Source organism: Paenibacillus mobilis (genome assembly GCF_058267595.1).
On the sequence record NZ_JBZCMS010000020.1, the window covers coordinates 1 to 13,379 of the forward strand.

At 50.0% G+C, this 13,379-nt stretch carries 12 protein-coding genes and 1 other RNA gene; all 13 read right to left on the minus strand.

Annotated features, from left to right (window positions below):
* Positions 1-342: 342 nt before the first annotated feature.
* Positions 343-606 carry a pro-sigmaK processing inhibitor BofA family protein gene (locus tag AC3ZPD_RS22410; RefSeq protein WP_490986462.1) on the minus strand — a complete coding sequence of 88 codons (264 nt, stop codon included), beginning with the start codon at positions 604-606 and terminating at the stop codon, positions 343-345.
* On the minus strand, positions 603-905 hold the full coding sequence (locus tag AC3ZPD_RS22415; protein WP_490986463.1) for a DUF2508 domain-containing protein: 303 nt from the start codon (positions 903-905) through the stop codon (positions 603-605). Before AC3ZPD_RS22415 ends, AC3ZPD_RS22410 begins: the two co-directional genes overlap by 4 nt.
* 204 nt (positions 906-1,109) lie before the next feature.
* Positions 1,110-1,709: a recombination mediator RecR gene (recR, locus tag AC3ZPD_RS22420; protein WP_068698819.1), complete on the minus strand. Its 600-nt coding sequence runs from the start codon at positions 1,707-1,709 to the stop codon at positions 1,110-1,112.
* A 141-nt stretch (positions 1,710-1,850) separates the two neighbouring features.
* The gene (locus AC3ZPD_RS22425) at positions 1,851-2,162 is read right to left on the minus strand and encodes a YbaB/EbfC family nucleoid-associated protein (protein ID WP_490986464.1); all 312 of its coding nucleotides are present in this window, start codon (positions 2,160-2,162) and stop codon (positions 1,851-1,853) included.
* A gap of 86 nt (positions 2,163-2,248) precedes the next feature.
* On the minus strand, positions 2,249-4,042 hold the full coding sequence (dnaX, locus tag AC3ZPD_RS22430; protein WP_490986465.1) for a DNA polymerase III subunit gamma/tau: 1,794 nt from the start codon (positions 4,040-4,042) through the stop codon (positions 2,249-2,251).
* Positions 4,043-4,422: 380 nt separating this feature from the next.
* An RNA gene (gene ffs / locus AC3ZPD_RS22435) (signal recognition particle sRNA large type) lies at positions 4,423-4,690 on the minus strand.
* A gap of 165 nt (positions 4,691-4,855) precedes the next feature.
* Complete coding sequence (rpmE, locus tag AC3ZPD_RS22440) at positions 4,856-5,053, minus strand: 50S ribosomal protein L31 (RefSeq protein ID WP_490986466.1); 198 nt, start codon at positions 5,051-5,053, stop codon at positions 4,856-4,858.
* 145 nt (positions 5,054-5,198) lie between these two features.
* Positions 5,199-6,476, minus strand: coding sequence for a radical SAM family protein (locus AC3ZPD_RS22445; RefSeq protein ID WP_490986467.1), 1,278 nt, complete (start codon positions 6,474-6,476; stop codon positions 5,199-5,201).
* Positions 6,477-6,532: 56 nt separating this feature from the next.
* A complete protein-coding gene (gene rho / locus AC3ZPD_RS22450) occupies positions 6,533-7,891 on the minus strand; it encodes a transcription termination factor Rho (RefSeq protein ID WP_490986468.1) in 1,359 nt (452 codons plus the stop codon).
* Between the two features lie 288 nt (positions 7,892-8,179).
* Positions 8,180-9,433 carry a UDP-N-acetylglucosamine 1-carboxyvinyltransferase gene (murA, locus tag AC3ZPD_RS22455; RefSeq protein WP_490986469.1) on the minus strand — a complete coding sequence of 418 codons (1,254 nt, stop codon included), beginning with the start codon at positions 9,431-9,433 and terminating at the stop codon, positions 8,180-8,182.
* 283 nt (positions 9,434-9,716) lie between these two features.
* Positions 9,717-10,571, minus strand: coding sequence for a class II fructose-1,6-bisphosphate aldolase (fba, locus tag AC3ZPD_RS22460; RefSeq protein WP_490986470.1), 855 nt, complete (start codon positions 10,569-10,571; stop codon positions 9,717-9,719).
* Between the two features lie 194 nt (positions 10,572-10,765).
* Entirely contained in the window at positions 10,766-11,143 is a 378-nt protein-coding gene (locus AC3ZPD_RS22465; RefSeq protein WP_094094642.1) for a response regulator, read from the minus strand.
* Between the two features lie 253 nt (positions 11,144-11,396).
* On the minus strand, positions 11,397-13,004 hold the full coding sequence (pyrG, locus tag AC3ZPD_RS22470; RefSeq protein ID WP_490986471.1) for a CTP synthase: 1,608 nt from the start codon (positions 13,002-13,004) through the stop codon (positions 11,397-11,399).
* Between the last annotated feature and the right edge of the window lie 375 nt (positions 13,005-13,379).

Genomic DNA, 13,379 nt, shown 5'->3' on the forward strand with positions numbered 1-13,379 from the left:
GCCACCCGAAGGCGATAGGTTTTCCATTTGAAGTTAAGTTTGTGACTCATTTTGAATCTGACGAGATCGGAGCGAAATTCAAATCCACATGGATTTGAATTTCATCCCCAATGTATCTCATTTGTTTCTCACTCGTTGTTCAGTTTTCAAAGATCAAACCAGCGATTTCACTCGCTTTTCATTCATCGTCGCATCTCAGCGGCGACTTTTATAATATATCACATTATCCAGTTAGCAGTCAAGCACTTTTTTTCAAAAACCTTTTTTCGACTTATTTGTCGAGGCTTGTACCTTCAAGGGACGATGTATAATGTAACACATGCAAAGATAACCCGTCAACTATTACATCCAAGTTAATTTTAAGCCGATAAGAAGCCCTACTCCCGGCAGCCCCAAAACCAACACAGTACCTATGGTAGCGGGATTCAGCGGTATATGGACCTCCGGCAGAATCCCCACAAAGTTGATGGCATAAATGCCTACAGCAGCGAGGGCAAAATGAAGGCCCAGCCTGGTGATCCAGGCGAAGCCTATTCTTTTTGAAATCCAGACATACAGCATTAGCACAACAGACAGCACTAGTATTCCTGCCGCAATTAGTTTCATGATCCTAACCTCCTTACCGTTTGAGAGTTGATAGATCGCGGATAAACATGCAAACCCAGATGAATCTCCAATCTCTTTGCTTCCTTTAGTTGAATCTGATATCTTCTCTCTGCCGCTTCCAGTGTATAAATGGCTACATCCACTTCGTCTTTCCCTGTAGCCGCCTGAAAAGCCAGATGAGCTCTTTCCCATTCCTTATGTGCCCTGAGCACCTCGTAATAGATCCTTTCCCTTTCCTCAAGTTCAAGCTTTTGCTGCTTCCTGTCGTTTGATTTCGAGAATAATGAACCCCACTTCATATAATCCTCCCTTTCTTTACATAGGTTGTTGCAGTTCCCTTTTACAAAAAGAAAGGCCTGGCCCTTTTATTTCATACTTATCGCCGGAAGGACAAACTTAGAACTTCAACTTCTTTTTTATTGCTATGTAGATTTCGTACTTCGAAAAATAAAAAAGAAGCCCGCATTCCCTGGGCTTCTTTGAAGAGTTCTATATAAAATTGATTAATTCAGCTCTCTTCGGCCTTCAAGCGCCTTGGAAAGCGTAACCTCATCCGCATACTCCAAATCTCCGCCGACAGGCAGTCCATGGGCAATCCGCGTCACTTTGATCTCAAACGGCCGGACCAGACGAGAAATGTACATGGCTGTAGCTTCACCCTCAATGTTCGGATTGGTGGCAAGAATCAGTTCATTGACGCGTTCATCGCTAAGACGGGTTAAAAGCTCTTTTAGCTTAATATCGTCAGGACCGATACCTTCCATAGGCGAGATGGCCCCCTGCAGAACATGATAATAACCGTTAAACTCCTTGGTACGCTCCATAGCCACCAGGTCCTTGGTTTCCTGAACCACGCAAATGACAGAGGGATCCCGGGTTTTATCCTGACAGATTTGACAGGGGTCTGTATCGGTAATATTGCCGCAAACGGAGCAATAATGAAGATTGCGTTTTACACTTACGAGCGCTTTGGCAAAATCAATTACATCGTCCTCTTTCATTCGCAGCACGTGAAAGGCAAGCCGGGCGGCTGTTTTCGGACCAACGCCGGGCAACCGGGTAAATGCGTCGATGAGTTTGGCTATCGGTTCGGGATAATACAAAGCGGGGTTCTCCTTTTTGTTCGAATAACCGGGCAAATGCCGGAAACACCAATTATGAATAAACTTCGGAGGTAAGCCCTCCGAAGTTTGGCATGGATCTTGCAACTTTAACATAAAATCAAGAACTTAAATTAATTTAAATTAGAACAAGCCAGGGATTTTCATGCCGCCCGTGAACTTGCCCATATCCTGGTTGGCGATCTCTTCAGCTTTGGTCAAAGCGTCGTTAACGGCTGTCAAAATAAGGTCCTGCAGCATTTCTACATCGTCCGGATCAACAGCTTCCGGTTTGATGGCGATGGACAGGATTTTTTTGTGCCCGTTGGCTTCAACCGTTACAACACCGCCGCCGGAAGTTCCCTCAACACGTTTGTCAGCCAATTCTTCCTGGGCTTTCAGCATTTGCTCCTGCATTTTCTTCACTTGCTTCATCATTTGGTTCATGTTATTCATCTCAAATCATCTCCTTAAATAAGTATATTCAATTTCAGACAAATTCGCCCACCTGGCTCAAACTCGGCCATTCTTGATGATCCTCATCATTCTTTAATGACAACCAGATCTTCGCCGAACAGCTGGACAGCCTCGTCTACCCATGGCTCTTTGCTCGCCGGAGGCTCGTCGCCGTCCGGATGGGAAAGCTCAAACGGCTCCTTGGCCGGTTCCGAGACCGGGCCCTGTGCAGCCGCATCGTTCCAATCCTTCAGCATCATGGTCAACAGCCGGTAAGGTTTGCCGAGCTGCTGCTCCAATACCCGTTCAATGACCTGTTTATTGGCCGGTTTCTCGGTGGTCTCACGGTGAATATCGTTCTTAAAAGCAACCAGAACAGCATCTTCCCAAACGGAAACCGGTTCCCCATTCATGAACCAGGCATGAATGGTAACCTTTTCTTCTTTGACCCGCTGGAGAATCATGTTCCATTTCTGCTGAACAGCAATGAATTCCTGACTGTCGCGATTGCCGACGTACCGGTCAATGTGAGAAGGAATTTTCGCCGTGCTGGAAATGCGCGGCGCAGGCGTTCTGGGCCGGGAGGTTTCGGTTTTCCCGCTTCCCCCGCCCCCGGCTATACCGCCAGAGTTAAGCGCCTGCTCAAGCTTTCTCTCCAGCTCCTGCAGCTGCCGGCGAAGCTGGTCAACCGCCCCGGCGTCCGCCGATCCCGGAGACGCAGCAGGCCTAGCGCCCCCCGCGGCATCTGCCGCAGAATAACCCGAAGACGCAGCGGCTCCAGAACCGCTGCCGCCTTCAGCGATGCTGCACAGCCTCAGCAAGGCCACCTCAAACAGCATCTGCGGCTGGACGGCGTATTTCATTTCATTCTGATAGTGGTTCAGCGTTTCGATAAACTGAAACAGCTGGCTTTTGGAGAAGGCCTCGGCAATTTCCGTAAATGCGCTTGGCTCAAGCACCCTTTCCGTCAGCTTGTCGGCCTGCGGCACCATTTTGATCATCAGCAGGTCCCGGAAGTAATACAGCAGGTTCTCCATGCACTTATCAGCGCTTTTCCCCTCCTGCATCATCCGTTCGATGAGTTGAAGCATACCGCCAATATCCCCATCAAGCAGGTTTCTTGCAAGCTCGGCAAATTGAGCAGCGGGGATCCCCCCGGTCATCTCGAGGACTTGCTTGTAGGAAACTTGTCCCTCCGAAAAGGAAGCAATCTGATCCAGAATGCTAAGCGCATCCCTCATGCCTCCATCGGACAAGCGGGCAATGTAGTCGATCGCCTCGTCATCCGCCTGAATTCCCTCTTCACGGCAAATCCGCTTCAGCCGCTCGCTTTGTTCCTCCAAAGAAACCCGGCGAAAATCAAAGCGCTGGCAGCGGGAGATGACCGTAGCAGGCAAGCGGTGAGGCTCGGTTGTTGCCAGAATAAACATAACATGCGGAGGCGGCTCTTCCAGCGTCTTCAGCAGAGCATTAAACGCTTCCGTTGTCAGCATATGAACTTCATCGATTATATAAACCTTCTGCCGAACTTCAGTCGGAGCATATTTGACTTTATCCCTTAAATCCCGGATTTCCTCAACCCCGCGGTTGGACGCGGCGTCGATCTCCAGAACGTCCATGACAGCCCCGGACGTAATCCGTCGGCAGGCTTCGCATTCATTGCAGGGTTCGGCAGCAGGGCCTCGCTCGCAGTTGACGGCTTTGGCCAAAATTTTGGCCGCACTCGTCTTGCCGGTGCCTCGCGGACCGCTAAACAAATAGGCATGCGCCAGCCGGTCTTCGCGAATCGCATTTTGCAGCGTGCGAATGATATGCTGTTGTCCCACCATGTCCTGAAACGACTGAGGCCGCCAGGCACGGTACAAGGCAACGTGTTCCACTTTATGCGGCACCTTCTTTCAAAACTTTTCGGCTTATGCTGTTTTCCCTTGGCAAGTGACATTACGGGTTCGCAGCGGGCAGTCCGGATCCTTTCCGAGCAGGAAGGGCAAACCGAGACCGCTTTCCTTATTATACTATACTCGGTACTGTCAGAAAAACACAAAAAAACCGTTCGAAGCTTTCCTCAAAGCGGCTGCAAACCCCCGATAGGGAGACTCCGGCTGCCAAAGCTATTTTTTCAGAAAAAATTTTCCATTATATATGAGCCCGTTCTGATTGCCATGCGTTCTTCTCTCAAGAAATAATAAAAAGCACCCCTGACCGCAGTCTGAGATGCTACATGTATAAGTGCCGATTGGCCAAATATGAAAACGATTAGCCGTGCACCTGTTATTGATCGTTGCGATCCAAGCGGCACCCTGCCGGAACACCTCGGGTTAGGCTGCCCTCCGGCACAAAAGTGGGACTGCTTATGGCTGCTTCCTTCCGGACCTGACCAGGTTCACAGATACTCATTGCGGAGGACCCAACCGTCAACGATGACCGACAGGACCAGACCTTACATCAGCAAGACCTCTAACAGGAATTCAACCTCGCTACAGCGGATTGCGAGTTACAGGGCACCGCTACCTCCCCGTCTAGCACGGTGAAAATAAGTATATCTCATGCCTGTACAAATTGCAACCGAAACAGCCATCCTTATAATTCCACCGATCGCGAACACCTATACTACGGCTTTCCCAACCGTGCGAATTAAAAAATCCCCCGCTCACCAGGAGCAGAGGATAGACCTTCGTTTAATCTGTCACGGATTAGATCCCGTATTTTTTCTTAAATTTATCCACGCGTCCGCCGGCATCCAAAAACTTCTGTCTGCCTGTGAAATAAGGATGGCATGCCGAACAGCTTTCTACACGCAAATCCTGTTTCACCGAACCCGTTTCAAATTGGTTCCCGCATGCGCAGGTTACCAGGGTCATGTTGTACTTCGGCTGAATAGCTGAATTCATGACTTTCACCTCTTTCCGCCCTGAGCCTCATGCGGACTCAGAGTATAATGGACAATCAGCCAGAATTATAGCACACGCCGAGAGCCACAACAATCCCAATCTTTGTTAACCCGCGTTTAATGTCCGGAAATTTATGATCCAAAAATCACAGCAGTGTAGGCTTCCGTTTAGCACGCGCCAGCTCGGCCGGAGGTACATGGGTGTAAGAGCCGATCACCACGTCAGGCAGCTCCTCCTGGAAAATCTCGATCGCCTGCTTCATTCCTAAAATATCGCCTTTGGCTTTCGGAATCAGCTCCAGATAGCTTTCGGGGTCGATATTCAGGTTGCGCAGCTGAATCAGCTTAAGCTTGGTGCGGCGCGCAAATTCGATCATGGCTTCCACTTCTTCTTCCCGGTCGGTTACGCCAGGGAAAATGAGATAGTTAATGGAAGTATAAACGCCCTGCGATTCCGCGTACTTCAAGGATTTCTCCACATTGGCCAGCGTGTAGCCGCGTGGTTTGTAGTACGCATTATAATGGTCGTCCAAAGCGCTGATCGTGCTGACGCGCATCAAATCCAGACCTGCATCCACGATCCCGCGGATATGATCGCTGAGACCGGCATTGGTGTTAATATTAATGTAGCCCATATCGGTCCGTTCCCGAACCTGGCGGATGGAATCAATGATCAGTTTAGCCTGCGTGGAAGGTTCGCCTTCGCAGCCTTGGCCAAAGCTGATGATGGATTCCGGCGTTTTCAAATGCTCCAGCATGACTTCCACGAGTTCCTCCGTACGGGGACGGAAGTTCATCCGGGTCTGCGGGGACACAAAACCGCTGTCATCCGGCTGTTCGGAAATGCAGCCGAAACAACCCGCGTTGCAGGAGTAAGATACAGGGACCGCGCCCTCCCAGCGGTTCAGGAAGGTATTGGAGGCGGTCAAACATTCGTAGCCCAACGCACAGTTGGACAAATGCTCATAAAGACGGTTCTCCGGATATTCCGCTCTGAGACGTTTTACGCTGTTCTTCAAGTCCAGCGGATCGCAGTTGAGCGGATTCCACTTCTCCGGATCGTCACTCAGTCTTGCCGTCACATAAAATTGGCCGTCCTTCCAAACAACGGCCGAATATCCGAACAGCGGCAATTTATAGTCCTTGTCAGTTTTGACGTAACCCGGCAGGCAAAGACGGGTAAAACCCTGCGGCAGCAAAGCGCCTACCGCCTGAACATTGCCCGGCAAAGACTGCATTTCGCCCGTATCCGGATCCATCCCTACCGGGCGGGTGCTCGGCAAGCCGACCAGCGTAGCTCCATCCGGCAGGGGAATGAGCTCGTCTTCCATAATTTCAACGATCATATCGCCGCTGCGGGCCAGGCCGTAAAGCGAATCATGGTCGAATACGTTGCCTTGTTCATCTGCGTATACCAAATACATAATGATCTCCTTATAAAGGGACGGCCCGGCGGGTGTTTAGCCGGGCCGTCCAGGTTTTAAACGCCCGACGGCGCTGAAGAACCGGACGACGGGGATGGGGCGGCCGCGCGGGTACGGCGCGGCGTTGAAGAAGCAGACGAAGAGGACGGCTGGGCCGTGCTGCCGTTCGCCTGCGGCGCATCAAACGAGGCGATGAACTCCTCGTTTGTTTTGGCGTTGCGCAGCTTTCTCAAGAATCCTTCGACGAAGTCGTAGGAATCGTTCATATTTTTACGGACATTCCACAAAGTATCGAGTTCTTCCTTCGTCAGCAAAGCTTCCTCGCGGCGGGTGCCGGACCGGCGGATATCGATGGCCGGGAAGATACGGCGTTCAGCCAGCTTGCGGTCGAGATGGAGCTCCATGTTGCCCGTACCTTTAAACTCTTCATAAATAATGTCATCCATACGGGAACCTGTATCGACAAGGGCCGTAGCCAAAATCGTCAAGCTGCCGCCTTCCTCCACATTCCTTGCCGAACCGAAAAACCGTTTCGGACGGTGGAAGGAAGCCGGATCGATACCGCCGCTAAGCGTACGGCCGGACGGTGGCACAACCAGGTTGTAAGCCCGTGCAAGACGGGTAATGCTGTCCATCAGGATGACGACGTCTTTCTTATGCTCCACCAGACGCAGCGCACGCTGCAGAACAAGCTCCGCCACTTTGATATGGTTCTCCGGCAGCTCGTCGAAGGTAGAAGCTACAACTTCTCCCTGCACGGACCGCTGCATATCCGTAACTTCCTCGGGACGTTCGTCGATCAGGAGAACAAAAAGGGAGATATCCGGTCGGTTCGCGGAAATGCTGTTGGCGATTTCTTTAAGGAGAATAGTCTTGCCGGCTTTAGGAGGGGCTACAATGAGACCGCGCTGTCCTAGTCCTACTGGAGCAAGCAAATCCATAATTCGGGTAGACAAATGATTCGGCGACGTCTCAAGCACGAGTTTTTCCTGCGGATATAAAGGCGTTAAAGCAGGGAAATGCAGACGCTCGGAAGCCATTTCAGGATTTTCCCCATTTACGGCATTAACCTGCAGCAGCCCGAAATAACGTTCATTTTCTTTGGGAGCACGGCATTTACCGGAAACCAGATCCCCCGTGCGCAAGTCGAACCTGCGAATTTGAGAAGCGGAGATATAAATATCTTCGGTGCTTGGCAGGTAGTTGATAGGTCTGAGAAAGCCGTAACCCTCAGGCAAAATTTCAAGCACGCCCTCCATAAACATAAGCCCGCTCTGCTCCGCCTGCGCACGTAAAATAGCAAAGATCAGTTCCTTTTTCTTAAGCTGCCCATAGTACGGAATCTGGTACTGTTTAGCCAGCTTGTAGAGATCTGTAAGTTTCTTCCCTTCCAGATCGGCAATTTGAAGATCCATTGTGTAATACCACCTATTCAATTATAAATATCTATCGATTGAGAATATGAGATCTGGGAGACTAGCAGAGGATACTATAGTTATACCCGCCACAGAGAGGAGTTATGCCGATTTTGCAAAATAAGCGGGCAACACCAGCACCATGCCTACGAAAATAAACTCCGAGCTGACCGGCTCACCCTGATCCCGAGAGAAACAGTCTTTAAGAAACGCAGGCCGCGGGAGGAAAAAGGTCAGACGCCCAAGCCGGATCCATAGACCTGTCCGGCCTGCGCGCCTTGAGTTTACTTAATCCTTTTCACGCCAGACTTCTGCGCCAAGCGACCGAAGATTCTCGACCAGATGATCGTAACCCCGGTCGATAAATTCAACTCCCGTCACTTCGGTTACACCCTCGGAGATGGTGAGTCCCGCAATGACCAGGGCGGCACCTGCCCGCAAGTCGGATGCGGATACTTTGGCGGCATTAAGCGACCCACCCTCAATAACGGCCGATCTGCCTTCTACCCGAATTTTGGCGCCCATGCGAACCAGCTCGGGTACGTGTTTAAAACGGTTGGAATAAACAAAATCACTCAATACGCTGACGCCTTCCGTTTGGGTGAGCAAACTGGTCATCGGCGACTGCAAATCGGTAGGAAATCCTGGATAAACCAGCGCTTTGACGTCAACATGGCTGTATGAGTCTGCTCCAATGACGCGAATGGACTCGTCCAGTTCTTCCACCTTAACACCCATCTCGATCAGTTTGGCAGTCAAGGCTTCAAGGTGTTTAGGAATCACATTGTCGATAAGCACATCGCCGCGCGTAGCTGCGGCGGCAATCATGTAGGTCCCTGCCTGGATGCGGTCAGGGATGATCGAATGTCTGCACCCGTGCATCTCCTTCACACCCTCGATCCGGATCGTTTCGGTCCCGGCCCCTTTAATGCTTGCTCCCATCGCGTTAAGCAAAGTCGCTACATCTATAATTTCAGGCTCTTTGGCCGCATTCTCGATAACGGTTGCTCCTTCGGCCCGGGCGGCTGCCAGCATAATGTTGATCGTCGCGCCGACGCTGCTGACATCCAAATAAATTCTGGCGCCGCGCAGCCGCTTTGCATGCAGGTGAATGGCGCCATGTTCGTTGGTTACCGTAGCCCCGAGCGCCTCAAACCCTTTGATATGCTGATCAATCGGACGCGGCTCGAAGTTGCAGCCTCCCGGAAGCCCGATCACCGCTTCGCCAAAACGGCCCAGCAGGGCTCCCATCATATAATAAGAAGCCCGCAGCTTCTTAACAGGTCCGTTAGGCATCGGGATAGACTTAATCTGGCTGGGATCTATTTTAATCTGGTTATCGGACCATTCGACTTTTGCTCCAAGCTCTTCCAATATATGAGTATAAACCGCAACGTCGCTTAGCTGCGGCAGGTTATCCAGAATCACTTCAGACTCTGCCAGGATGGCGGCAGGCAGCAGTGCGATCGCACTGTTCTTGGCTCCGCTTATCTGAACAGATCCGCGCAGTGGACGTCCACCGGCAATCATTAACTTTTCCATAATTCTTAAAAGTCCCCCTGAGTGCTTAAAAAGGTTCTATCATTCCTCACCATAATACCACTTAAACACAGAAAAGGGAAAGACACCGCAATTCGGACGGCGTCTCCCCTTCAAAACAGCCCCGCAACGTGGGGCTTTCTCCGTAATTCCTTAGTTCCTTGGTTCCTTAGCAGGAAACATGGAGCCGTTTATAAAAACTCTTGGCTGACAAGGAAAAGCCCGTTAAGACGCCCCTCGGCAAAGAGCAAAGCCGTCCCCGGAGGAACGGCTTGTTTCTTTTTTATTAAGCGTGGTTGCTTGTTCCGAATTCACGGATTTTACCAATAACCGTTTCTTTGATGGAGTCACGGCCTGGAACCAAATATTTACGCGGATCGTAAGCTTTTGGATTAGCTTCCAAAACTTCACGAACTTTAGCTGTAAAGTTGATTTGGTTTTCGGTGTTAACGTTGATTTTGGAAGTACCCAAAGAGATGGCTTTTTGGATGTCGTGAAGAGGAATCCCTGTACCGCCATGCAAAACGAGCGGAATTTGAACCGCGTCACGAATTTCTTCCATTTCTTTAAAACCAAGATTTGGTTCGCCATGGTAAGGACCGTGAACGGAACCCAAAGCCGGAGCCAAAGTGTCAATGCCTGTTTCTTTAACAATCCGTACGCATTCGTTCAGGTCGGCATATTGAATGCCACCGATTACGTCGTCTTCCTGACCGCCAACCGTACCGACTTCCGCTTCTACGGAAACGCCTTTAGCGTGTGCATATTCAACGACTTTTTTGGTCATTTCGATGTTTTCATCGATTGGATGGTGGGAACCGTCGATCATAACGGAAGTAAAGCCCGCGTCGATCGCTTCTTTACATTTCTCAAAGCTGGAACCATGGTCAAGGTGGATCGCTACAGGAACCGTGATTTTCATGTCCTCGATCAAACCTTCCACCATTTTCACAACCGTTTTGAATCCGCTCATATGACGCGCTGCACCCTCGGAAACGCCAAGGATTACCGGAGCTTGCTCTTCCTGGGCTGCAGCAAGAATTCCTTGCGTCCACTCAAGGTTGTTGATGTTGTATTGACCAACCGCATATTTCCCCTCGAGTGCTTTTTTCAACATTTCGGTCATGGATACTAATGGCATGTTGCATCCTCCTAAGAAAGGTATGTTTTTATGTTTTTAGCCGACATTCACACCATATTATTATACCACATCTCACGTGAAATACTAAACAAGCTTTTGCATTCTTTTACATGCTTCGTGATATTTTTATGATGTTTTCATTAATTTTCAAAAATTCCAGCAGAAAAACCCCTAAAAGGGGTTCTCCGCTACATTTACATTACAGCTTTGCCTTTCAGCTGGCTGTTCACTGCCATTCGCATTTCGTCGATGTCAAAAGGTTTCGTAAAGTGCATTAAAGCTCCGAGCTCCGTGGCCTGCTTAATCATATCGAGTTCTCCGTAGGCCGTCATCATGATAACCTTGATTTCCGGATTCACGGCCTTGATATGTTTAAGAATTTCCAATCCGTCCATGCCCGGAATTTTCATATCGAGAAGCACCAGATCAGGTGAGTCATTCCGAACGATTTCCAGCGCGAGCTTGCCGTTGGCAGCCTGGAACGTTTTATATCCTTCGCTTCCGAACACTTCCATCAATAAGATGCGGATCCCGTTCTGATCATCGACTATCAATACTTTCTTCTCTTCCATGAGAAACCCCCCAAGAATCGGCACATACCGCTCAAAAAGCCATGGCCTTCGCAAAATTCCTGTACTTTCAACTTCACCGACATCGTAAAAAGCCCGTATATAAGGAATATTCGCGTTAATTTTGTCAATTCCTCCTGAAGCAAGAAAAAGACACCAAAGGAAGTTTGAAAGAGTTAAGCGACCGGACAGCAAGGGGCAACCCGGATTAAAGCTTCTTATTCTAAGCGCAAACGAACTGGGCGGCCTAAAAAAATTAAGCCTGCTCGCCGTATTTCAGCGAGGCTTTCACAAATTCGCGGAACAACGGCTGCGGACGGTTCGGACGAGACGTAAACTCCGGATGGAACTGAACCGCAAGGAACCAAGGATGATCCGGAAGTTCCACGATTTCCACCAGGCGGCCGTCAGGCGATGTTCCGGAGATTTTGAGACCCGCACGTTCAATTTCCTCGCGGTAGCTGTTATTGAATTCATACCGGTGACGGTGTCTTTCATAAACAAGCTCATCGTCATAACATTCCATAGCAAGGGAACCCGGAACCAGTTTACACGGATAAAGGCCCAGACGCATCGTTCCGCCCAAATCTTCGATATCCTTTTGTTCAGGAAGCAGATCGATGACCGGGAATTCGGTTTGCGGATTGATTTCCGAGCTGTTCGCTCCATCCATGCCGGCCAAAGCGCGGGCGTATTCGATGACAGCAACCTGCATGCCCAGGCAAATGCCGAAGAACGGGATTTGCCGCTCGCGGGCGTAACGGATCGTAGTGATTTTACCTTCGATGCCCCGGTCGCCAAAGCCGCCCGGTACAAGAATGCCGTCAATGCCGCCCAGCATTTCGTCGACATTGTCTTCCGTTACTTCTTCCGCGTTCACCCAGCGGATCTTCACATCCGCATTGGCGTCAAATCCGGCGTGGGACAAAGATTCAACTACGCTCAAATACGCGTCGTGCAGCGCTACGTATTTTCCGACGATTGCGATTTCAACCGTTCTTTCCAGACGGCTGATCCGGTCCACCAGACCTTCCCATTCCGTCATATCCGGAGCAGGGGTCGTCAGCTTCAAATGATTCACGACAATTTCATCCAAACCTTCGTCACGCAGGTTCAAAGGTACTTCGTACAGCGTATTCGCGTCGCGGCATTCCACAACGGCATTGGCGTCAATGTCGCAGAATAACGCGATCTTGGCCTTCATATCGGCTGAAAGCTCATGCTCGGTGCGGCACACGATTACGTTCGGCTGGATGCCGATGCTCCGGAGCTCCTTCACGCTGTGCTGGGTTGGTTTGGTTTTAACTTCGCCTGCAGCTTTAATATAAGGAATCAGCGTTACATGAATATACATAACGTTCTCGCGGCCGATGTCGCTTTTAATCTGGCGGATCGCTTCCAGGAAAGGCAAGCTTTCGATATCGCCTACCGTTCCGCCGATTTCAGTAATGACTACGTCCGATCCGGCTTCGCGACCCGCGCGGAATACACGTTCTTTGATCTCGTTGGTAATGTGGGGGATTACCTGTACGGTGCCGCCCAAATATTCGCCGCGGCGCTCCTTGCTGATGACCGAAGAGTAAACTTTACCTGTTGTAACGTTACTGTTCTTGGACAGGTTGATATCAATAAAACGCTCATAGTGTCCAAGGTCCAGATCCGTCTCAGCGCCGTCATCGGTGACAAACACTTCACCATGCTGATACGGGCTCATGGTTCCCGGGTCAACGTTAATGTAGGGGTCGAATTTCTGGATCGTTACTTTTAAACCTCTATTCTTAAGCAATCTGCCGAGTGACGCAGCGGTAATCCCCTTGCCGAGGGAAGACACCACGCCGCCTGTTACGAAAATGTATTTAGCCACTGTTGAAAAACCTCCCAAATAAACATAGTGCCGGGCAACGGCACTTTGATTTGATCAATAAACATCCAGAAATCCATCCGACTAGGCTTTAGCGTAACCCATTTTACAGCTAATCACCCGCAATAAAACCCGTAAAAACACAAAAAAAGTGCCACCCGAATTGGTCGGGGCACTTTCCAAACTTCAACTTATTTATAGATCCGATTCATAAGCCCAAGCAATAGTTTAACTGTTAGCCCTGCGGCTTGTCAAGCAACCAGCAGGGATTCCGGAAGCCTATTTTGGGAAGGACAGAAAAGGCTGGTTTTACTGGATTTAATATGAAAAATAAGGACCTTGGGTTCAGACGGCCTCTCCGTTCTTGACGAAAAAAAC